This is a genomic window from Rhodoferax sp. GW822-FHT02A01, from assembly GCF_038784515.1.
Classification (GTDB): domain Bacteria; phylum Pseudomonadota; class Gammaproteobacteria; order Burkholderiales; family Burkholderiaceae_C; genus Allorhodoferax.
In genome coordinates this window covers 3,385,202-3,406,330 of record NZ_CP152376.1, presented here as the reverse complement: position 1 = coordinate 3,406,330, position 21,129 = coordinate 3,385,202, and the positions used below count along the sequence as shown (strand labels likewise).

Below are 21,129 nucleotides of genomic sequence, written 5' to 3'. Positions count from 1 at the left end.
CTCGAATGGAAGACGCTCACCATTTCGCGCCCACACTTGAAACAAGCCCCTCGCCGTGGCGAGGGACCGGGTCGTAGTTACACAGCGAACGGCGTAATCCAGGGCTGGTCCGTTGCCTGCGCGCTGTCCACCACCGCGTCCACAAAGGCCACACCCTTGAGACCATCATAGGCCAGCGGTATGTTCTTGCCGATGGCCGTTGGCTCGCGGCATTCACGGCGCGCGTTGATGGCTTCTGCAAAACCACTGTAGAGAGTGGCAAAGGCTTCCAGATAGCCTTCGGGATGTCCCGGAGGCGTACGTGTGCGGGCCTTGGCGGCGTCCGACAAATCGCCTGCGCCGCGCTTGAACAGCTCGGTGCGGCCCAGCAAGCCGGTGAACAAAAGGTCATTGGGATTTTCCTGGAACCACTGGAGCGATCCCTTCTCACCGAACACGCGCAGGCGCACGCCGTTGGAGCAACCGATGGCCACTTGCGACGACCACAGCAGGCCGCGCGCACCACCCTGGTAGCGAATCATCACGTGGGCATTGTCATCCAGTTGGCGGCCTTCCACAAAGGTCGCCAGATCGGCCGTAATCGCCTCGGCCTTGAGGCCGGTGACAAAGCCGGCCAGATGGTAGGCATGGGTACCGATATCGCCAATGGAACCACCGCGGCCGGACTTCTTGGGGTCGGTGCGCCAGGCGGCCTGGGCATTGCCTTCGGATTCAATCGCCGTGGCCATCCACTCCAGCGGGTACTCGACCTGCACGACGCGAATCTTGCCCAGCTTGCCATCTGCCACCATTTCGCGGGCTTCGTGAATCATGGGGTATCCGGAATAGGTGTAGGTCACGCCCATGAAGCGGCCGGTCTTTTTCACCAGTGCGTCCAGTGCCACCGCGTCTTCCAAGGTGGTGGTCAGGGGCTTTTCGCAGATCACGTCAAAGCCGGCTTCCAGGAAGGCCTTGGCGATGGGGAAGTGTGTGTGGTTGGGCGTGCAGATGGCGACCACGTCAATGCGGTCTTCGCGCTTGAGTTCGGCTTCCAGCATCTGCTTGTAGTCACCATAAGACCGGTCAGCAGCTAGGCCCTGGCTGGCTGCGAACTTGTGGCCACGCGCTGCGTCCACGTCAAAGGCGCCAGCCACAAGCTGCAGGGCGCCATCCTGGCGCGCCGCGATGCGGTGGATGTTGCCGATGTAGGCGCCTTCCCCGCCGCCCACCATGCCCAGTCGCAAGGGGCGACGTGCGTTGTTGTCTGTAGACATTTGTATTTCCTTAAATTCCGAGGATGCTGCGGTTGGCAGCCTTGTTGGCACCCGACTTTACAAAGTCATCGAACGCACGCTCTGACACCTTGATGATGTGTTTCTTGATGAACTCCGCGCCCTCGCGTGCGCCGTCGTCGGAGTTCTTGAGAAAGCACTCCCACTCCAGCACGGCCCAGCCGTCGAAGTCGTAGGTGGCGAATTTGGAGAAGATCGCACCGAAGTCCACCTGTCCATCACCCAGCGAGCGGAAACGTCCGGCCCGTGTCTTCCAGGGCTGGAAGCCGCCGTAGACACCGGTCTTGCCATTCGGGCGGAACTCGGCGTCCTTAACGTGGAACATCTTGATGCGCTCGTGGTAGTGGTCGATAAAGGCCAGGTAATCGAGCTGCTGCAGCACAAAGTGGCTGGGGTCGTAGAGCATGTTGCAGCGCTTGTGGTTGCCCACGCGCTCTAGGAACATCTCGAAGGTCAGGCCATCGTGAACGTCTTCGCAGGGGTGTACCTCATAGCAGAGGTCCACGCCGTTGTCGTCGAACTGGTTCAGGATGGGCAGCCAGCGTTTGGCCAGTTCATCAAAGGCCTCGTCCACCAAGCCTTCGGGCCACTGGGGATAGGGATAGAGATAAGGCCACAGCAGCGAGCCGGTAAAGGACACATGGCGGTCCAGCCCCAGGTTCTTGGAAGCTCGCGCGCAATAGCCCATTTGCTCCACGGCCCATTGCTGGCGCAGAGCCGGATTGCCGCGCACGGCCTCCGGTGCGAAGCTGTCCATGATCTGGTCGTGCGCGGGGTGCACGGCTACCAGTTGCCCGGTGATATGCGAGGCCAGTTCGGTCACTTGTAGGCCCTTGGAGGCCAGCATGCCGGTGATGTCATCGCAATAGGTCTGGCTCTCGGCGGCCAGCTTCAGGTTGAAGATGCGGGTATCCCAGGTTGGAATTTGCACGCCCTTGAAGCCCCTGTCGGCCACCCATTGGGCCAGCGTGTCCAGCTGGTTGAAGGGTGCCTCATCGGTCGCAAACTGCGCCAGGTAAATGCCGGGTCCTTTGATGGTTTTCATGCTTGACGCACTCTCTGCTTATTCAGTCATGGGACCGGCAGGAACCGGAGGCGCGGCGTCGTAACCACCCCAGACCGACTGGTCAAAGTGGATCACCGAGCCGGTCATCATGCCGCTATCGTCGGATGCCAAAAAGGCCACGGCCTTGGCCACTTCAGCGGGGTCCAGCAGGCGACCAAAGGGCTGTGCGGCTGCGGCCTTCTCCAGCCAGTTTTCGTCGGCACCGTGGTATTCGCGCTGCGTGCGGTCTTCACCGTCAGAAGCCATCCATCCGATGTCGAGTTGATTGACGCGAATGCGGTTGCGCATCAGCGCATAGCCCGAGTTGCGGGTGAGTGTGGCCAGCGCGCCCTTGGAGGCGCAGTAGGGTGCGATAAAGGGCTGACCGGCACGCTCGGAAGTGGAGCCGATGTTGACCATATTGCCTTGGATTCCGTCACGGATCATGCGCTTAGCGGCTTCTTGCATCAGGAAGAAAGGCGCGCGCACATTGACTGCAAACATGCGATCAAACAGGTCTTGTGAGGTGTTGAGCAGATTGCCCCGGTCGGTGAGACCAGCAGCATTCACCAGCACATCAATGCGGCCAAAGGTCTTGTCAGCCTGGGCGATCACATTGCGGCAGTCGTCCACTCTATTCAGGTCGGCAGCAACAAATACGGTCTTGACGCCAGTTTCTTTTTCTATGCGAAGTGCCACCGCTTCGCCTTTGGCTGCGGAACGACCGCAAATGGCCAAGCCTGCGGCTCCGGCTTTGGCAAATTGCAGCGCAATGGCTGCGCCCAGACCTTGCGTTCCGCCGGTGATAACGGCTACTTTTCCATCGAGACGATTCATGCTATTTCCTTGGTTCAATTAGTTAAATGCCAACACGTTGTTTGCTGCGAATAAGTTCCTGCTGCACGCGGGCTTCCTGCACGGATTTGCGGGTGCTGACCTCGGGCACGCCCACGTCCCAGTCTGCGTCACCCGGAACCCAGGCATAGGCGTCGGTGACGATGGTGATGAGCGTGGTGCGGTCGTTGTTCTGTGCCCACTCCATGGCCTCTGCCAGTTCTTCCAGCGTCGCGCAGCTGCGCGCCAGAGCGCCCATGGATTCGGCGTGCTTCACAAAGTCCACCGGGAAGGGCTGCTTGACGCGGCAGTCCTTGAGCAGGTTGTTAAAGCCGGGCACGCCCTTGAATTGCTGCAGGCGGTTGATCACTGCGTAGCCGCCGTTGTCGCAGACCACCACAATCATTTTGTGTCCCGACAGCACGGTGGAGTAGATGTCCGAGTTCATCATCATGTAGGTTCCATCACCCAGCATCACGATGGGTGTGCCCTTGCCGTCCTTGGCCATGGCGTGCCCCCAACCAGCTGCAATCTCATAGCCCATGCAGGAGAAGCCGAATTCGCAGTCAAAGGTGTGCGGGTCCTTCACACGCCAACCCTTGGTGACTTCGCCCGGCATGCCACCGGCGGCTGCAATCAGGGTGTCGTTGTCACGCGCACCTTTGTTGACCACATCCACGACTTGCGCGTAGGTGGGGATGGGTGCGTTGGTCGGCTTCTTGTGGCTTTCAAGCAGCAACTCCCAATCGCCGAACAATGCGCGCGATTGGTTGAACCACTCCGGAGATGCTTCCCAGGCACCAATGGCTTCTTCCAGTTCCACAATGGTTTCGCGTGCATCGCCCACGACCGACAGGGCGCGGTGCTTGGTGGCGTCCCAACGCGCGGCGTTGACGGAAATGAACTTGGCCTCGCGATTGAACAGGGTCCAGGATCCGGTGGTGAAATCTTGCAGACGGGTGCCAATGGCCAGAATCACGTCAGCGTCCGTTGCCAATGCGTTGGCCGAGGTGGAGCCCACGATGCCGATAGGGCCGGCATGGGCCGGGTGGTAGTGGGTCAAGCCGCCCTTGCCGGCAATGGTTTCCACCACCGGGATGTTGTGGCGCAGTGCAAAGTCGGCCACCTGCGTTTCGGCCAGGGAGTAGCGCACGCCACCGCCGGAAATGATCAGCGGCTTCTTTGCCGTCTTGAGCAGTGCCACGGCTTGTGCAATCTTGTCCTTGTCAGCACGGGGGCGCGGCACGGTCCAGGAGGTGGGGGCAAAGAATTCGATGGGGTAATCGAAGGCAATTTCTTGCGTGTCCTGGCACAGGCCGATAAAGGCCGGGCCGCAGTCCGCCGGGTCCAGCATCGTGGCAATGGCTTGAGGCAAAGAGGTAATGATTTGCTCGGGCAACGTGATGCGGTCCCAGTAACGCACCACCGCCTTGAAACTGTCGTTGACGGTGATGGTCGGATTATTGAAGTGCTCGACTTGTTGCAACACCGGGTCTGGCAAACGGTTGGCAAAAGTGTCACCAGCCAACAATAGTACCGGCAAACGGTTCGCGTGAGCGGTGCCAGCAGCGGTCACCATATTGGCGGCACCCGGGCCGATGGAGGTGGCGGCCACCATCAACTGGCGGCGCTTCTTGGCCTTGGCAAAGGCCACGGCAGATAGCGCCATGGACTGTTCATTCTGTCCGCGCCAAGTGGGCAAGGTGTCTTGCACAGCTTCCAAGGCCTCGGACAGGCAGGTCACATTGCCATGACCAAAGATGGCAAAGACACCGGCAAAGAGCGGTACTTTTTCGCCCTCGATTTCAGTGAATTGGTTGCATAGGTACTTGACCAGCGCTTGCGCCATGGTCAGCCTGACGGTCTTCTCGGGCATGGAATCTCCTGGTTTTGAGTGGTGTATTGACGATTTCAATTAGCAGCAATAATTATTGCACAATGACTCGCTGCAGTGTCGATATTGCATGATGCTTAGGGAAAACACGGATGTCCACCAGTGAGACATGTCGACCACCACCGAATTCAATTCAAAAACGTTCCGGAGATCGAGAAAACCTAGGGATTTTCCCTATGTTTTGCAATATTAATTGCTAGTTTCGTTGACTTGCAATTTGCGCAAACATACCATCGACAGGCGCTCAAGATCACGGTCTCAGGACCGAATCCTGCATCGCTGAGGATTGGCTCTTTGGAGCGGTTCAAGTGGATCCGGTTACCTCAAAAGTGTCATGAATATCTATACAAATTTAAAGGAGAGCAGCAAGACAACGCAAACATGCATGCAATCAGTTACTTGCTCTAACAGAGCAATTTAGTCAACACAGATTATTCAAATGAAGGATGGCAAATGAAACTCGCTAAGCTAATTAAAACCACCGTGATTGCCGCTGGCATCGCACTCGCAGCAGGCGCTGCTTTGGCAAAAGACTATCGCTTTGTGATGGTCTCTCACATTGGCTCGAACGACGCCAACATGGGCTGGCTCACCGAGTCGCTCAAGGAGTTCGAAAAGAAGTACCCGAACGTCAAAACCGAGTACATATCCACCAACAACTACTCGGTGCAAGAGCATGTGCGTCTACTCGAACAAGCTATTGCAACCCATCCGGACGGCATTGCAGTGCCCATCGTCGACGCCAATGCCTTTGAAGGCCCGCTGCGCAAGGCGATTGCTTCCGGCATCCCCGTTGTGGCATTCAACATTCCTGACAGCCGCCCCGAAGGCAAGCGCATCCCTTACCTGACCTATGTCGGCGGTGACGAATACTTGACCGGCAAAAATCTCGGTCAATACGCCCTGGCCCAAGCCAAGGCTGGCAAAGTGCCCATGCCCACCCGCGTAATGTGCGCTGTGCACGATGCGGCCCACCAAGGTCTGAAGGCACGATGCAAGGGCATGCGTGAAGTGATGGAAGCCGCAGGTGCCAAGTTCGACGAACTGTTCATCAGTGCTGAGCCAACTCAGGCCCGCAATGCAATGCAGGCCTACCTGCAATCGCACAAGGATGCCAACTACATCTTTACCGTGGCCGGCTGGTCGTCGCCCTGGGCTTGGGACGTGGCCAACAAGATGGGGCTGAACCCTGACATCGGCAAAAAGGGCATGACCATCATCACTGTGGACGAAGGTCCAGTCTCTATCGAAGGTGTGCGCCAAGGTCACATTTTGGCAGCCAACAGCCAAGGCTTTTGGCTGCAGGGCTACGCTCCCATGGAGTGGCTGTACTGGTACCACGAACTGGGCTATGAGCCCAAGTCCGACATCTTGACCGGTCCGGTCATCATCAACAAGGACAACGCCGACAAGTGGGCCAAGCTGGTACGCGGCGTGTTCGGTGATGCCGAGTACAAGAAACAGACTGGCTGGCAATAAGCTGAGCCCTTGGGCCGGACTTGAATCCGGGCCACGGTCCCTTGCGGCCACCGGGTCTATCCCGTTGGTCGCAGGGGCTCACATCTCTTGACTTCAATTGCAATCCATGACGAATATTTACCTTCGCAGGCTTCTGACCGGCCAGTCTCTGGGCTCGGTTATCGGCGTGAGTGCCATGCTGGTTCTGTTCACGTTAATCGACTTCAATGGCTGGTGGAACACCAACTCCTTGGCGAACGTGCTGCAGTTCTCCGCCATCCTGGGCCTACTGTCGATGGGCCTTGCGCTGGTCATCATCGCCCGCGAAATCGACCTGTCTGTGGGCTCGGTCTACGGCCTGGCAGGTGTTTCTTTTGTGACGCTGGAGCCGGTGCTTGGCGTCCCGATGTCTTTTATTGCGGCCATGGCGTTGGCCGCCCTGATCGGCCTACTACAAGGCCTGGCCGTCGTGCGCCTAAAGCTGCCCTCCATGATCGTCACCTTGGGTGGACTTTTCAGCGTGCGCGGCGTCATCTACGTGTGGACCGGTGGCACCGTCAGCACCTTCTCCGCCGATGCGCGCACCCACTGGCTAACACAAATGTTTGGCGGCCACCTTCTAGGCCTGCCAGCCGTGATCTGGTGGACAGTGCTGGTGGCCGTGCTGCTCAGCGTGATGCTCTTGCTCACCCGCTTTGGCAACCACCTGCTGGCCACTGGCGGACAGCAGGACAGTGCTGAATCTCGCGGCGTGCGCACCGACCACGTCAAGCTCGCAACCTTTGTGCTGTGCTCGATGCTGGCGGGCTTATCCGGAATCATCACACTATGCGACAACCCTCAAACCCACGTCACGCTGGGCGAACTGATGGAGCTCGAAGCCATTGCAGCAGCCGTAATCGGCGGCTGCTTGCTGACTGGTGGACGTGGCTCCCTGATTGGTGCACTGCTGGGTACCTTCATCGTCGTATCTGTGCGTTATGAGCTGATTGCGCTGGGCGCCCCCTCTTCCTGGTACATGACCTTTGTCGGCGCAGTGCTGATCGCAGCTGTCATCTTCAACCAATACCTGGCCAACAAGGTCAACCGTTCCCTGTAAACCCGAGCACCACCATGTCGAATCATCCACTCATCCAAGTCAAAAACATCGACCTCCATTTCGGATCTTTCCATGCGCTGAAAAACGTATCAGTGGACTTCCATGCTGGCGAACTGGTCGGCCTGGTCGGCGACAACGGCGCCGGCAAGACTACACTGATCCGCGTGCTGTGTGGCATTCACACGCCGAACGCCGGCGAGGTGTATTTCGATGGCCAACGCGTCACGCAATTCCATCCCAGCCTGGCTATCAACCAGGGCATAGAGACGATCCAGCAGTCAGTTGGTCTGTGCGACAACCTATCGATTGCGCGCAATTTCTATCTCGGACGCGAGCCGGTCAAGCGCATCATGGGCATTCCATTTCTGGACTTCAAGACCATGCGCAAAACCTCTACCGAGGTCATCCGTGAATTCGGTCTGCGCGATAACGTCTCCACCGATGACGAAGTGGGTCGCCTCTCTGGTGGTGAGCGCCAGTCGGTCAAGATCGGTCGCGCTGTTGAGTTCAAGAACCGCGTCGTGATCATGGACGAGCCGACCAACCACTTGTCGGTGCGTGAGCGCGAACACGTCAACGAACTGGCGGTACAACTCAAACAGCAAGGTCTGCTGGTGATCTACATCACACACGACATTTTCCAGGTGCACAAACTCGCTGACCGCATCGTGATCATGGAAAACGGTGAAAAGGTCGAGGACGCCAAGACCAGTGAAATGACCGCAGATGCGCTGGAGGAAGTGATTCGCCAGGGCGGACGCCAAGTAGAGAAGCGAGCCGCGTAATGAGCCCCACCTCCTTAAAAAGACTGTTTGCACGCCACGGCGAGATCGGCATCTTCGCCATTGCGGTCGTTGCCATTACCTTCTTCTCGCTGTCTTCGGGCGGTCGCTGGGCCAACTCTTTCAACGTCGGAACCATTTTGCAGGTCACCGCAACCCTGGGCCTGATGAGCCTGGGCGTCGCCCTGGTTATGGGTACCGGCGAGATCGACATCTCGGTCGGCTCAACCCTGGGGATGGGCGCGCTGGCCTACCTGTGGCTGTCGATACGCATTGATCCGGTGCTGGCTGCACTTGCGGCCACTGTAGTGGGTGCCGCGATTGGCTGGTTCAACGGCTACCTGGTGACAGTGACCAAAACACCCTCGTTGATCATTACGCTTGGTACTCTGATGATATTCCGTGGCATTGCCATTGCACTGACCGACGGATTTTCGTTCTCCATGCCATACGAGCAGCGTGACTCCGTAACCTACACGATATTGGGAGGTGGTGATCTAATGGGCTTCAACACGGCCATTGTGTGGCTGGTTCTTGGTATGGCCGCTCTGTCGGTGGTGCTGTATGCGACCCCGTTTGGCAACCGACTGCTGGCGGTGGGTGGTTCAAGCGATAGCGCACACTCTCGCGGCGTGCACGTCGGTAAGACCAAAATCACTGCCTTTATCGTGTGTGGTGCACTGGCGGCCTTTGCCGGTGCACTCGAAGCAGGCAAGCTCGGCTTCGCCGATGGCTCCATGGGTCGTCAAATGGAATTGCAGGCCATCGCTTCCTGCGTGCTTGGTGGCTGCTTGCTTTCTGGCGGGCGTGTCTCGCTGATCGGCACCATCCTGGGCACTTTCTTACTGTCGTCCATCCAGTCATATCTAGTCGTCATGGCGGTTAAGCCGCAGTGGTTCATCCTACTGCTGGGCCTAATCGTTGTGTTTGCCTCCTATGGTGACCAGCGGTTCCGTATCTGGGCTGCCAAGGTGTGAACCTGTAACCGTTGTATTTCGTTTTCATCTCTTATTTTTAGGATTCTTCATGATCAAGGTAGGACTATTGGGTGCCGGACGTATCGGTAAAGTGCACGCAAAGAGCATTGCTGCACACCCTGGAAGCAAACTGGTGGCAGTTGCAGACATTCACAGCGCTGCCGCTGTTGAGCTGGCCCGCGATTCCGGTGCCCGCGCCGACTCGGTGGATGTGATCATCAACGACCCTGCCATTGATGCCGTCCTGATCGCCACCTCCACCGACACCCACTCGGACCTTATTGAGGCCGCCACCAAGGCCGGCAAGGCAGTTTTATGTGAGAAGCCGGTGGACCTGAGCCTGGAACGTGCCATGGCTTGCCAAGCCGCCGCCGCACGCAACGGCCGACCGGTCATGATCGGCTTTAACCGCCGTTTTGACCCGAACTTTGCCATCCTGAAAAAAGCGCTGGATGCGGGCGAGATCGGCAAGAGCGAGTTGCTGGCCATCACCTCCTTCGATCCAGCGCCCCCGCCCATTAGCTACATCTTGGTGTCGGGTGGCATCTTCCGCGACAGTTCCATCCACGACTTTGATATGGCCTGCTGGATGTTTGGCGGCGTGCCCGCCGAGGTCTCGGCCTTTGGCAGCAGCCTGGTCGATCCCGCCATTGGTGAAGCAGGCGATGTGGACACCGCCGTGACCACACTGCGCTACGCCGATGGCCGTCTGGTGGTCATCCGCAATTCCCGCCGCGCTGTTTACGGGCACGAGCAGCGCCTGGAAGTGCTGGGCTCCGAAGGCATGCTGCAGGTGGGCAATGTGCTGGAGAACACCGTGGTCAAGAGCACGGTGGCCGGCTCGCTTTCCGCACGCCCCGAGTTGTTCTTTCTGGAGCGCTACATGCGTGCCTATGAAGCCGAATGGCGTGCCTTTGTGGAAGCCGTGGAGCAAAGCAAGCCCATGCCAGTCACCTTGCAGGATGGCGTGAACGCGCTGCTGGTGGCCGAGGCCGCAACGCTGTCCAAGCAATTAGGACGTTCCGTGAAGCTGGTCGACGGCCGTGCTGTAGCCTCCTGATCCAAAGAGCGGGCTTTTGTGACCATGATGAAAATGAGCCTAGTGACCGATGCACTCGGTCATCAACCCTTTGAAGACATGCTGGACACTGTGGCTAGCCTGGGCTTTGAAGCCATCGAACTTGGCTGCGGCGGTTGGTCCAAGGCGCCGTTTGTCGCCCTGGACGAATTGCTGACCAGCAAGACGGCGCGGGACAAATTCCTGGCGTCCATTGCCCGGCGCGGGCTGGACATCTCGGCCCTGAACTGTTCCGGTGAGCACTTAGCGCCGAACGCCAAGGGTGAGGCGCACAAACTGGTGGTCGAAAAGACCTACCGCCTGGCCGAACTGCTGGGCGTGAAAACCATTGTGATGATGTCGGGCTGCCCCGGCGGTAACAAGACAGACACAACGGTGAACTGGGTGGTTAGCAGCTTCTTCCCCGAACACCAGGCCATGCTGGACTATCAGTGGAATGATGTGTTTTTTCCTTATTGGGAGAAAACAGCAAGATTTGCCAAGGATTGCGGTATTGAAAAGGTCGCGCTTGAAAACCACCACTACAACCTGGTCTACAACCCGCAGACCATGAAGAAGATGCGCGCAGTAATCGACCCAGTGGTCGGCATGAACTTTGACCCCAGCCACCATATGTGGATGGGGGGCGACCCGATTGCAGCCTTACGTGAATATGGCAAAGACTTGATTCACTACATGCATGCCAAGGATGTGCGCATTGAGCGCGGCATTGCCGATGCCCAGACGCTGATCGACACCAACTGGATGTTTGATCCGGCACCGCGCTCCTGGAATTACGTGGCACTGGGCCATGGCCACGATGTGCAGTGGTGGAAGGAGTTCTATTCCGTGGCCCGCTACATCGGTTACGAGGGCACGGTGAGCCTGGAAATGGAAGACCTGTCGATGGATCCGCTCACCGGCGTGAAGAAATCCTTGGCAACGCTGAAGGCTGCACTGCCTCGATCGTTTGACTAGAGAAAGCACTATGACCTTGCGTATTGGAATTATTGGGTGTGGCGCCATCGGTCAGGACCATGCACGTCGCCTGCACTTCAAACTCAGTGGTGCCCGAGTGGTGGCGCTGAACGACATCAACTTGGAAGCCACGCAAGTCTTCTCATTGGCCTCGGGCATCAACGCGCGTGTCTATGCCAAATACCAGGATGTCATCCTGGCCGAGGACGTGGATGCGCTCCTGGTCACCAGTTGGGGGCTGGCCCATGAGGAGCAGGTGCTCGCATGTATCGCCGCCGGCAAACCTGTGTTCTGCGAGAAGCCGTTGGCAACTACTGCGGCCGGTGGTCTTCGCATCGTCGAAGCCGAAGTCAAGCACGGCAAGAGCCTGGTGCAGGTGGGTTTTATGCGGCGCTTTGATGCGGGCTATCGCGCACTCAAGCAAACCATAGACGCGGGCACCATAGGCAATGTGCTGATGGCCCACTGTGCACACCGCAACCCTGCAGTGCCTGCCAACTACGGCGGCGATATGGCCATTACCGACTCGCATGTGCACGAACTCGACGTCTTGCGTTGGTTGCTCAATGACGATTACGTCACCGCACAAGTGGTGCAGGGTCGCAAGTGCCGCAATGCACAGGGTGATCTGCACGACCCCATCATGGTGCTGCTGGAAACCAGCCAGGGCATTCGCATCGACACAGAGATTTTTGTGACCTGCCGTTTTGGCTACGACATCCAGTGCCATGTGGTGGGCGAGACGGGTGTAGCCAGTCTGCCTGAGCCTGCATCCGTAGCGCTGCGCTCCGAGGGTCGCCAGTCCACCGAGATCCTCATGGACTGGAAGCCGCGATTCATTGACAGCTACGACGTGGAACTGCAGGAGTGGCTGCGTGATACCCAGGCCGGCCGGGTCACCGGCCCCACAGCTTGGGACGGCTATTTCGCCTCGGCCACGGCCGAGGCCTGCGTGGAAGCCCGCCACAGCAAGCAAATCGTGCCTATCCGCATTGCAGAGCGCCCCGCTTTTTACGAGCGGGGCACCCCAGGTTCCAAGTACCAGGTCTGAGGCTAAGGCCCTAGACGGAATGATTTATTGACAGTTATTTATAAACGCAATTATTATTGCAGAAAGAGGATTCGAATGGTCAAGATTGCAGTTTTAGGTTGTGGTCGCATCGGTGTGATGCATGCACGTAACATCGCCAACCACCCGCGCGCCAGTCTGGCCACGGTGTTTGACATCTACCAGCCCTCGGCTGACAAGGTGGCAGCCGAGCTAGGGGTGAAGACATCCAAGTCCGTGGAAGAAGTCCTCGCCGACCCTTCGGTGGATGCGATTCTGATTGCCACCTCCACCAACACCCATGCGGACATCCTGGAGCAGGCCGTTGCAGCGGGCAAACCGATTCTGTGCGAGAAGCCGATTGACCTGAGCCTGGCGCGCGTCAACGCCTGCTATGAAAAGATCCGCAACAGCAGCGCGCCCATCATGCTGGGCTTTGTGCGCCGCTTTGATCCGGGCCACCGTGCCACGCGCGATGCCGTGCGCCGGGGCGACATTGGTGAACTGCACCAGGTGGTCATCACCTCACGCGACCCGGCCATGGCACCCGATGCCTATATCCGCGTGTCGGGTGGCATCTTCCGCGACATGACCATCCATGATTTTGATATGGCCCGTTTCGTGTTGGGCGAAGAGCCCGTGGAAGTCTTTGCAACCGGCAGCCGCCTGGTGAACCCCGCACTGATGAACGAATTGCAGGATTACGACACCGTGCTGGTGACACTGACCACCGCCTCGGGCAAACAATGCGTGATCACCAACTCCCGCCAGGCCGTCTATGGCTACGACCAGCGCGTCGAAGCCTTGGGCACCCTGGGTCTGGCCAGCTCGCAAAACCGCAAGAACCACGAGGCCACCTTGCACACCAAGACCTTTACCGAGCGCTCGGAGCCGTACCAGAACTTCTTTATCGAGCGCTACTCGGAAGCCTTTGCCGCCGAGATCAGCGAGTTTGTGGACGCGATTGAAAACAAGCGCGCGCCCGAAGTCGGTTTTGCCGATGGCCGCCTGGCCCTGATGCTGGCCGAGGCAGCACTGAAGTCCGCGCAAACGGGCTGTGTGGTCCATATGAACGAAATGGGTTGAGCGATGTACAAGAAATTTGGACTGTTTCTGAATGGGCAGTGGCGCGAAGCCTCTGACAAGCAAAGCGCGCCCGTCTTCAGCCCGGTGACGCAGGAATCCTTGGGGAGCGTGCCCTATGCAACCCATGCGGATACACAGGAAGCGATTGCCTGCGCAGAACAAGGTTTTGAAGTCTGGAAGAGAAAGTCCTCGTTCGAGCGCGCCGATGCGCTGCACCTAGTCGCCGACATAATGACGCGTCGCCGCCAGGAAGGTGCCACCATGATTTCCATGGAAACCGGTAAGCCCCTGGTGCAGTCTGAGCGCGAATGGAATCTGTCTATCGACCAGTTCCGCTGGATGGCCGAGGAAGCACGCCGGGTTTATGGCCGCGTGGTGGAAAGTCGCGTGCCGGGCGGCCGCTTTGAAATCAGCCATGAGCCGGTGGGTGTGGCGGCGGCCTTTACCGCCTGGAACTTTCCGGCGGCCCTGATTGCCCGCAAAGTGGCGCCTGCACTGGCTGCCGGCTGCTCCATCGTCGTGCGCCCCTCCAGCCAGACGCCAGGAGTTGCGATGGTGATGATTGATTGCATCCGGGAAGCCAATCTGCCTGCCGGTGTGGTGGGGCTGGTCGTGGGCCCCACCTCCACTACCTACGCACCCATCATGGCCTCTGCGGTCGTGCGCAAGGTCTCGCTAACAGGCTCAACGCGGGTTGGCCAGCAAATGCTGCGTGACGCCGCAGACACCGTGAAGAAGACCTCCATGGAGCTCGGTGGCAATGCGCCACTGATCGTTTACAACGATGCGGACCTGGAACTGGCGCTCAACCTATCGGTGCCCACCAAGTACGCCAATGCCGGCCAGGTGTGCGTCACGGCCGACCGCTTCTTTATCCACGAAAGTCTGCACGATGCTTTTGTCAAAGGCTTTGTGCAACGCGCCAAAGCACTGAAGCTAGGCGACGGCATGGATGCTGCCACACAAATGGGGCCACTGATCAATGCCGCACGCATGGATGAGATGGAATCCATTGTGGAAAGCGCGATTGCGGCCGGTGCCAAGGTGGCAACCGGTGGACGCCGCTCGCCAGCACACGCCAAAGGATTCTTCTTTGAACCCACGGTACTGGTGAACGTCACAGACTCGATGAAGGTGTTTGATCAGGAAAATTTCGGCCCGATTGCAGCCATCACTACCTTCAAGGACGACGAGGAAGTGATCCGGCGCGCCAATGCATCGGAGATGGGCCTGTCGGCCTATGCGTTCACTACCAGCGCCAAGCGCATCCGCGCCACTGTGTCGGGACTGAAAGTCGGCATGGTGGGCATCAATAGCTTTGCCATGGCAGCCTCGGAGGCTCCGTTTGGCGGCACCAAGTATTCAGGCATGGGGCGTGAGGGCGGTATCGAGGGCATCTCGGATTACCTCGATATCAAGCTCGCACAGATCGTTCTTTAAGAGAAAAGCATGATTAAAAACAAACTCAAGGAAATTTGGGGACAAGGCAAACCAAGCATCAATGGCTGGTTGTCCGTTGGCAATCCGTTTACTGCGGAAATCATGGCAGCCCAAGGCTACGACAGTATTTGCATCGACATCCAGCACGGCGCGCTGGATTACAGCGACGTGCTGCCCATGTTCCAGGCCATGCGTGCCTCCGGCATCACGCTGTTGGCGCGTGTGCCCTGGCTGGAACCCGGAATCATCATGAAGGCGCTGGACGCCGGCGCCTATGGCGTGGTCTGCCCCATGGTCAATACCGCAGAACAGGCCGCCGAGTTTGTAAGCTATATGCGCTACCCACCTTTGGGCCAGCGCTCTTTTGGCCCCACCCGTGCCAACTTCTCCGCTGGTACCAACTACGCGCAAGAAGCCAATGGCGAGATGCTGGCGTTTGCAATGGTGGAGACGGCCGAAGCCATGGAAAACCTGGATGCGATTGCAGCGACTCCCGGACTGGACGGCATCTATGTGGGACCAGCCGACCTGACCTTTAGTTTGGCGCAAGGTCGTCTGGCCCCGGCTTTCGACCGTGAAGAGCCAGAAATGATTGAAGCACTCAAGAAGATAGTGGCAGCCTGCAAGAAGAACAACATTCGCTCTGCCCTGCATTGCGGCACGCCCGAATATGCGGTGCGCGCCATTGAATGGGGCTTCAACATGACCACCGTGTCGGGTGACTCGCGCCTGCTGGCTGCGGCCGCCGCCGATAGTGTGACCAAGTTTAAGAAGCTGGTGGGACATCTGTCTACCCAAGCGGCCGAGACAAAGGGAGCCTACTGATGCCACACCTATTGATCGCCGGCAAAATCCATCCCAGCGGTATGGCGCTGCTCAAGAATGCGCCCGGCATAACTTATGACTATGTGGAAGAAGTCAGCGAGGCCAGTTTCGCCCCACTGATCCACAAGGCCGATGGCCTGGTGATTCGCACCCAGCCTTGCAGCGCTGCGACGATTGCTCTGGCCGACAAGCTCAAGATAGTGTCACGCCATGGCGTGGGCTATGACACGGTCGATCTGCAAGCCGTCAACGCCCGCGGCATTGCGCTGGCCGTCTGTGGCGATGTCAACTCCGTTTCGGTGGCCGAGCACAGCATGATGCTGATCCTGGCTGCAACCAAGCAGACCGTCAAAGCGGACACCTCGGTTCGCAATGGCGAATGGGGCTGGCGCAATCTGCTGGCCGCACGCGAGGTCAGTGGCAAGAACCTGCTGATCATTGGCTATGGCCGCATTGGTAGGCACCTGGCCCGCATGGCATCTGGCTTCAGCATGCACATCCGGGCTTATGACCCCTATCTGGAAAAAGCTGGCTGGCCTGCTGGTTCCGTGACGCCCGTCAGCACACTGGAAGAGGGCTTGCGCTGGGCAGATGCCGTGTCCGTCAACGTGCCGCACAGTGGCAAGGCCTTGATTGGTGCGGAAGAACTGGCTTGGATGCGGCCTAACGCGGTGCTTGTCAACACCGCACGCGGTGGTGTGATTGATGAAGCGGCCTTGGTTGCGGCTCTCAAGAACGGCGTGATTGCCGGTGCCGGTGTGGACGTCTTTGAGATCGAGCCACCGACCAAGGACAACGCCTTGTTTGGGTTGCACAACGCCATCCTCACCCCACATATCGCGGGCCTGACCACCGAATGTGCTGAGCGAATGGCCATCTCCTCCGTGCAAAACGCATTGGATTTCTTCAATGGTTGTATCGACCAGACGTTGGTGGTCAACCGCGATGCCATAAAGGCAGTCGCTTAGATTTTTCTGAGGTGTCTCCTCTTTTGGGTGTCATTTGAAAATGATGACACCCTTTTTTGTCTATTGGTACGTGGGAGCAGTACACAAGCTTTGTAGCCCATCGCCGATTCGGACCTGCGAAATTGCCAACCCTCATTCAACAAAACGTATGTTAAGCAAATTCATACTGATCATTTGGGGCTGGAGAGAAGAAGCCCGCAGGTGCAGGGCCAAGCATTGGCACATTGGCGAGGATGTGCTGGCAGTCGTGACCTGGTTCTAGCTGCCAATATTTAGCGCGTGTGGTTACGTCAAGCCGATCGGTAGCTGCAAGCGAACGCACTGGATTGCGGATCGACCATCCACTCATGGACCGGGTCGTTCTTAAACACCCAAAAGCGATTGGGTCCAGCCATGACGTTCAGGTAATACAGGTCATAACCATGGGGCGCGACTACCGGATGGTAACCACGCGGCACCATCACCACATCATGGTCCTCCACGGCACAAGTTTCGTCAAGGCTTCGGTCATCGGTATAGACGCGTTGGAAAGCAAAACCCTGGGGCGGATTGAGGCGGTGGTAATAGATCTCCTCTAGCAGTGTTTCACTCGGTGGCGTCTCCTGGTCGTGTTTGTGGGGAGGGTAGCTCGAACTGTTGCCGGCCGGCGTGATCACTTCCACCACCAGTAAGTGGGCCGCGCGCGGGTCGTCGTGGGGCAGGATGTCACAGACATAGCGTGTGTTGCTACCCTTGCCGCGCACGCTGCGGCGCATGGCAGTCGAATCGATCACACTGACCGTGCCGGACCCACCCTTTCCAGGTGCAGTGCACAGGGCAACTTCCGCCACCGTGCTGGCACCCGGCACATTGCCCACGGTAACGGTTTTGCCGACCGGAACATAGACGGCTGCGGGCGACACCTCTTCAAACACGGATTTGCGCGAGCCCAGGTTCATGTAGCTAATGCCGTCAACCGTTACGTCCACCGTGCCGGTCAACACCACCAGACAGAGTTCGCGGGTCCCTGTGTCCACGGTCGCACTCTCCATGGGTTTCAGGCGCAAGGCGCGAAAGCCAACATGTGTCCAGCCGGCGCGCTCGGGTGAGACGTTGACGATTTCGCGACCTGCCGGCGCAGGTTTGACCAGCAGAGGACTCAGCATGCTTTCTTCTTTCGGCTATGCGGAACAGCACTCTTGCGGCCCCTCCATGCTTGCACTAAGACTGCATAGTTGGCGGCTACTTCATCAATAAGGCCCTGGTCAGTCAGCTCGCTCTTGAGCCAACGCAAGGAGGCATCCGCCCACAGGCTGCGCCCGACCATAAAGCCCTTCACCACAGGGTTGGTTGCATGCGCAAAACTGTCAGCAAGGTATTGCAAGGGTTGGTTCAATCCCAAAATCACCGCGCCCCGGCAGTACGGGTCGTGCGTATGCAAAAGCTTTTGCAGTTCGTTCCAGCCGGATTCCTGCATCGGCGCGAGCTTCCACCAATCTGGTTTGATACCCAGGTCGTAGAAACGACCGATCGCACGCAGTACCGCAGAGTCTTCGTCACTTTCCCGTGCCATGCCTTTGGGCAGAATAATTTCCAGCAGCAACTCGTTGCCTGACGCGCGTGTTGCCTCCCACAGCTCGCGCACTCTGGCTTCCTGTTCCAAACGCAGTTCTTCGACGTCATCCGGGTGGTAATGCACCAAGCACTTGGCCACATGCTCGGTGGGCCAGTGAACCAATGCGCTGCCAATCGAATGAGTTTCGTCGAAGCGCAACGGGCGCGAGCCAGGCAGCTCGACCGGACGCCCCACCCACCAGCCGCGTCCCGTTGCAGATGCCAGCGCGTCAAGGCCCATGCTGCTACCGTCGATTAGCACACCAGTGAGGCCTTGCAGTTGGCACGCTTCCTCTACCTTTTCCGTAGCCAGGACCAACAGCTTTTTCAGATAAGGAATCCTGGATTCACTGGCGCCAGCGTCCTTGGCCATGTCCCTGAACTGGCTGCGGTGGTCATAGGCCATCACGCACAACTCGTCCCATGCCTTGCGCTTGACGCTGACACGGTGCAAATGGGCCAGTTGGGCATCGGCATCGACCTTGGGGTTGCGGCTACCACCAAACCAGTGTTCCAGCTCCGCCTGCGTAGGCATAGCCGCAGAGCAGGCGTGACGGGACACCACGATGGCGCCGCAAGCGTTGGCAATCTCCGTGGCATCAACCCAATCCTTGCCCTGCAACAGGCTGGCCAGCAGGCCCGACAAAAAGGCATCACCGGCACCCAATACGTTGAGCACCTCAACACGCTCACCTTTGAAGGTGGGGGCGCCATCGATATGGAAGGGAATCTCACCGGCAATCACACAGCAACCCAACGCACCGCGTTTGACGACCAGCGTGGCCTTACTGACCTTGCGTACGGCTCGTAGACTGGCGACCAGATCACCCGCTACACCGCCTGCAATAAGGAACTCTTCCTCAGTTCCCACCAACAGATCAAATTCCCCCAGCATTTCCTGCAATTCCTGGGTAACCCGGTCATCGGCAACATAGCGGTTTTCGCCGGCACCCCGCGAAGTCAGACCCCACAACACTGGTCGGTAGTCAATGTCGAGCACGCGTATGACGTCATGCTTTTTCGCATAGGCCAAGGCGGTTGCGGATGCGGCACGGGTGCCAGGAGTAGACAAATGGGTGCCGGTGATGGCCAGGCAGCGGCATTTGGCGATGAAGTCTTCGCTGATGGCGGCGGCATCAAGGGCCATATCGGCACAGTTTTCGCGCACAAACAGCAAGGGGAAGGTGTCGCGGTCCTTGAGCCCCAGCAGCACCAGAGCCGTCAGCCGCGTGTCGTCAACTTGCACCTGGCTGGTGTCACAGCCTTCCTTCTCCAGGGTCTCAGTCAGAAAGCGGCCCATCTGCTCATTGCCCACGCGCGAGATCATGGCGCTTTTGAGGCCCAGCCGCGCCACGCCAAATGCCTGGTTGGCCGAGCTTCCGCCCAGGTACATGGCCATCGAGCGGGCATCTTCCAGCCGGCTGCCAAACTGCTGGGCATACAAGTCCACGGCCAGGCGGCCGAGACAGACCAGGTCAATGGGACGACCGTGAGGAAAGTTGAAAGTGCGCATGTGCTCTTGCTCAGGTGGCCGAGAGGGGCGTGTACCGGGGAATGCCCGGGTGCACACCGTCAAGCTGTGTCAGGTGACTACTTCGTAACCCGCGGCTTGCATGACGCGCAACAATTCCTTATGACCGATTTGCGCCATCTTCAAGGGCGGATTGGGTTTGGGGTCTTGCTCGGCCTCAACTACAAACCAGCCTTCATAACCGTGCGACGCCAGGCGTTTGACAATCGTTTCGAAGTCCAGCGAGCCATCACCCGGCACGGTGAAGGCGCCTTTCAAAACGGCATCCAGAAAGCTGTCCTTGCTGCGGTCCAGGCTGTCCACCACGTTGCGCCGGATGTTCTTGGCATGGACGTGGCTGATGCGTTTGGCATGTTTGTCAATGACGCGCAAGACATCGCCACCGGCAAAGGCCATGTGTCCAGCATCAAACAACAACGGCAGCGTAGATCCCGAATGCTTCATCATCAAATCCAGATCCTGCTCGGTCTCTATGGGCGCGGCCATGTGGTGGTGGAAGGCGATGGGCATGCCCTGCTCTGCGCACCACTCCGCAAACGCGGTCATCTTGCGTGCGTAGATCTTGATCTGGTCTTCAGAAAGTGTGCGCCGCGTATTCAGGGGAGCATGGCGGTCGCCCTGGATGGTTCCTGCCGTTTCGCCATAGACGATGCACGGCGCGCCCAGAGCCTTGAAGGTGGCGAGCTGCTGGGCGATTCGCTCCTTCTCGGCTGCCAGCTCTGAATCCAGCAGCAAGCCGGAGAACCAGCCGCCACACAGCCGGATGTCGTGGGCCTTGAGGATGGGGCCCAAAACAGCTGCATCCTGAGGAAATTTGCCGCCGGTTTCAATGCCGGTAAAGCCGGCCATGCGCGCCTCGCTCAGGCACGTCTCCAAGCTGACATCGCCACCGAGTTCGGGCAGGTCATCGTTGGACCATGCTATCGGGGCGATTCCAAGTTTTGCCTTCATTTTGTCTCCTAAATGTATTTGTCTCACGGGGGTGAAAAGTCGTAAAGCAAGGCTGCCAGCAGCGACCCAAAATCAACTGTTATCGAAGCATTTATTGCATAAATACAGCATAATGCAATTTTAATTGCGCATCTGTATTTCCTGCAATAGCTTGGACAACAAATTTATGAGCTCAGATCTAACGCATCCGGACATCCATTTCAACCCCGTTGTTGGAGAAGCTTGAGCGGGCAATAAGGCGCGAAGAAGGAAGCCCTCCGCGACCGCTTTGCGCGTCCGCGGAGGGCTTCTC

The 21,129-nt window shown here is 58.3% G+C and carries 18 protein-coding genes; 11 read left to right on the top strand and 7 right to left on the bottom strand.

Annotated features, from left to right (window positions below; translation table 11 throughout):
* Positions 1-77: 77 nt before the first annotated feature.
* Genes AAGF34_RS16015 through iolD form a run of 4 tightly spaced genes read right to left on the bottom strand, consistent with a single transcriptional unit; the run spans position 78 to position 5,026 of the window.
* Positions 78-1,253, bottom strand: a complete 1,176-nt coding sequence (locus tag AAGF34_RS16015) for a Gfo/Idh/MocA family oxidoreductase (RefSeq protein ID WP_342616717.1) — start codon at positions 1,251-1,253, stop codon at positions 78-80.
* 10 nt (positions 1,254-1,263) lie between these two features.
* Positions 1,264-2,316, bottom strand: a complete 1,053-nt coding sequence (locus AAGF34_RS16010) for a sugar phosphate isomerase/epimerase (RefSeq protein WP_342616716.1) — start codon at positions 2,314-2,316, stop codon at positions 1,264-1,266.
* Positions 2,317-2,334: 18 nt separating this feature from the next.
* Positions 2,335-3,153: an SDR family oxidoreductase gene (locus AAGF34_RS16005; protein ID WP_342616715.1), complete on the bottom strand. Its 819-nt coding sequence runs from the start codon at positions 3,151-3,153 to the stop codon at positions 2,335-2,337.
* A gap of 22 nt (positions 3,154-3,175) precedes the next feature.
* On the bottom strand, positions 3,176-5,026 hold the full coding sequence (gene iolD, locus AAGF34_RS16000; protein WP_342616714.1) for a 3D-(3,5/4)-trihydroxycyclohexane-1,2-dione acylhydrolase (decyclizing): 1,851 nt from the start codon (positions 5,024-5,026) through the stop codon (positions 3,176-3,178).
* Between the two features lie 471 nt (positions 5,027-5,497).
* Here iolD and AAGF34_RS15995 point away from each other — a divergent pair, with 471 nt between their 5' ends.
* From AAGF34_RS15995 to AAGF34_RS15945, 11 genes are all read left to right on the top strand, one after another.
* A complete protein-coding gene (locus AAGF34_RS15995) occupies positions 5,498-6,523 on the top strand; it encodes a sugar ABC transporter substrate-binding protein (protein ID WP_342616713.1) in 1,026 nt (341 codons plus the stop codon).
* A 106-nt stretch (positions 6,524-6,629) separates the two neighbouring features.
* Positions 6,630-7,601 carry an ABC transporter permease gene (locus tag AAGF34_RS15990; RefSeq protein WP_342616712.1) on the top strand — a complete coding sequence of 324 codons (972 nt, stop codon included), beginning with the start codon at positions 6,630-6,632 and terminating at the stop codon, positions 7,599-7,601.
* A 14-nt stretch (positions 7,602-7,615) separates the two neighbouring features.
* Positions 7,616-8,386, top strand: a complete 771-nt coding sequence (locus tag AAGF34_RS15985) for an ATP-binding cassette domain-containing protein (protein WP_342616711.1) — start codon at positions 7,616-7,618, stop codon at positions 8,384-8,386.
* On the top strand, positions 8,386-9,360 hold the full coding sequence (locus AAGF34_RS15980; RefSeq protein ID WP_342616710.1) for an ABC transporter permease: 975 nt from the start codon (positions 8,386-8,388) through the stop codon (positions 9,358-9,360). Before AAGF34_RS15985 ends, AAGF34_RS15980 begins: the two co-directional genes overlap by 1 nt.
* A 49-nt stretch (positions 9,361-9,409) precedes the next feature.
* Positions 9,410-10,420, top strand: a complete 1,011-nt coding sequence (iolG, locus tag AAGF34_RS15975) for an inositol 2-dehydrogenase (RefSeq protein ID WP_342616709.1) — start codon at positions 9,410-9,412, stop codon at positions 10,418-10,420.
* A 24-nt stretch (positions 10,421-10,444) separates the two neighbouring features.
* The gene (locus tag AAGF34_RS15970) at positions 10,445-11,395 is read left to right on the top strand and encodes a sugar phosphate isomerase/epimerase (protein ID WP_342621114.1); all 951 of its coding nucleotides are present in this window, start codon (positions 10,445-10,447) and stop codon (positions 11,393-11,395) included.
* Positions 11,396-11,405: 10 nt separating this feature from the next.
* Positions 11,406-12,446, top strand: a complete 1,041-nt coding sequence (locus AAGF34_RS15965) for a Gfo/Idh/MocA family oxidoreductase (protein WP_342616708.1) — start codon at positions 11,406-11,408, stop codon at positions 12,444-12,446.
* Positions 12,447-12,521: 75 nt separating this feature from the next.
* Entirely contained in the window at positions 12,522-13,529 is a 1,008-nt protein-coding gene (iolG, locus tag AAGF34_RS15960; RefSeq protein WP_342616707.1) for an inositol 2-dehydrogenase, read from the top strand.
* A 3-nt stretch (positions 13,530-13,532) separates the two neighbouring features.
* Positions 13,533-14,969 carry an NAD-dependent succinate-semialdehyde dehydrogenase gene (locus AAGF34_RS15955; RefSeq protein ID WP_342616706.1) on the top strand — a complete coding sequence of 479 codons (1,437 nt, stop codon included), beginning with the start codon at positions 13,533-13,535 and terminating at the stop codon, positions 14,967-14,969.
* Between the two features lie 9 nt (positions 14,970-14,978).
* On the top strand, positions 14,979-15,794 hold the full coding sequence (locus AAGF34_RS15950; RefSeq protein WP_342616705.1) for an aldolase/citrate lyase family protein: 816 nt from the start codon (positions 14,979-14,981) through the stop codon (positions 15,792-15,794).
* Positions 15,794-16,762, top strand: a complete 969-nt coding sequence (locus AAGF34_RS15945; RefSeq protein WP_342616704.1) for a hydroxyacid dehydrogenase — start codon at positions 15,794-15,796, stop codon at positions 16,760-16,762. The genes AAGF34_RS15950 and AAGF34_RS15945 overlap by 1 nt, the downstream gene beginning before the upstream one ends.
* Positions 16,763-17,052: 290 nt before the next feature.
* Here the strand turns inward: AAGF34_RS15945 and iolB are convergent, their stop codons facing one another.
* The 3 genes from iolB to iolE form a co-directional block, all read right to left on the bottom strand.
* A complete protein-coding gene (iolB, locus tag AAGF34_RS15940) occupies positions 17,053-17,907 on the bottom strand; it encodes a 5-deoxy-glucuronate isomerase (protein WP_342616703.1) in 855 nt (284 codons plus the stop codon).
* Positions 17,901-19,868, bottom strand: coding sequence for a 5-dehydro-2-deoxygluconokinase (iolC, locus tag AAGF34_RS15935; protein ID WP_342616702.1), 1,968 nt, complete (start codon positions 19,866-19,868; stop codon positions 17,901-17,903). The genes iolB and iolC overlap by 7 nt, the downstream gene beginning before the upstream one ends.
* 69 nt (positions 19,869-19,937) lie before the next feature.
* A complete protein-coding gene (iolE, locus tag AAGF34_RS15930; RefSeq protein ID WP_342616701.1) occupies positions 19,938-20,837 on the bottom strand; it encodes a myo-inosose-2 dehydratase in 900 nt (299 codons plus the stop codon).
* Positions 20,838-21,129: the final 292 nt, after the last annotated feature.

Bases quoted from the DNA above. Each gene is read 5' to 3' on its own strand.
- AAGF34_RS15995 (WP_342616713.1), top strand. From the start codon at position 5,498: ATGAAACTCGCTAAGCTAATTAAAACCACCGTGATTGCCGCTGGCATC.
- iolG (WP_342616707.1), top strand. From the start codon at position 12,522: ATGGTCAAGATTGCAGTTTTAGGTTGTGGTCGCATCGGTGTGATGCAT.
- AAGF34_RS15945 (WP_342616704.1), top strand. From the start codon at position 15,794: ATGCCACACCTATTGATCGCCGGCAAAATCCATCCCAGCGGTATGGCG.
- iolB (WP_342616703.1), bottom strand. From the start codon at position 17,907: ATGCTGAGTCCTCTGCTGGTCAAACCTGCGCCGGCAGGTCGCGAAATC.
- AAGF34_RS16015 (WP_342616717.1), bottom strand. From the start codon at position 1,253: ATGTCTACAGACAACAACGCACGTCGCCCCTTGCGACTGGGCATGGTG.
- iolC (WP_342616702.1), bottom strand. From the start codon at position 19,868: ATGCGCACTTTCAACTTTCCTCACGGTCGTCCCATTGACCTGGTCTGT.
- AAGF34_RS16010 (WP_342616716.1), bottom strand. From the start codon at position 2,316: ATGAAAACCATCAAAGGACCCGGCATTTACCTGGCGCAGTTTGCGACC.
- AAGF34_RS15990 (WP_342616712.1), top strand. From the start codon at position 6,630: ATGACGAATATTTACCTTCGCAGGCTTCTGACCGGCCAGTCTCTGGGC.
- iolE (WP_342616701.1), bottom strand. From the start codon at position 20,837: ATGAAGGCAAAACTTGGAATCGCCCCGATAGCATGGTCCAACGATGAC.
- AAGF34_RS15985 (WP_342616711.1), top strand. From the start codon at position 7,616: ATGTCGAATCATCCACTCATCCAAGTCAAAAACATCGACCTCCATTTC.
- AAGF34_RS15980 (WP_342616710.1), top strand. From the start codon at position 8,386: ATGAGCCCCACCTCCTTAAAAAGACTGTTTGCACGCCACGGCGAGATC.
- iolG (WP_342616709.1), top strand. From the start codon at position 9,410: ATGATCAAGGTAGGACTATTGGGTGCCGGACGTATCGGTAAAGTGCAC.
- AAGF34_RS15965 (WP_342616708.1), top strand. From the start codon at position 11,406: ATGACCTTGCGTATTGGAATTATTGGGTGTGGCGCCATCGGTCAGGAC.
- AAGF34_RS15970 (WP_342621114.1), top strand. From the start codon at position 10,445: ATGATGAAAATGAGCCTAGTGACCGATGCACTCGGTCATCAACCCTTT.
- iolD (WP_342616714.1), bottom strand. From the start codon at position 5,026: ATGCCCGAGAAGACCGTCAGGCTGACCATGGCGCAAGCGCTGGTCAAG.
- AAGF34_RS15955 (WP_342616706.1), top strand. From the start codon at position 13,533: ATGTACAAGAAATTTGGACTGTTTCTGAATGGGCAGTGGCGCGAAGCC.
- AAGF34_RS16005 (WP_342616715.1), bottom strand. From the start codon at position 3,153: ATGAATCGTCTCGATGGAAAAGTAGCCGTTATCACCGGCGGAACGCAA.
- AAGF34_RS15950 (WP_342616705.1), top strand. From the start codon at position 14,979: ATGATTAAAAACAAACTCAAGGAAATTTGGGGACAAGGCAAACCAAGC.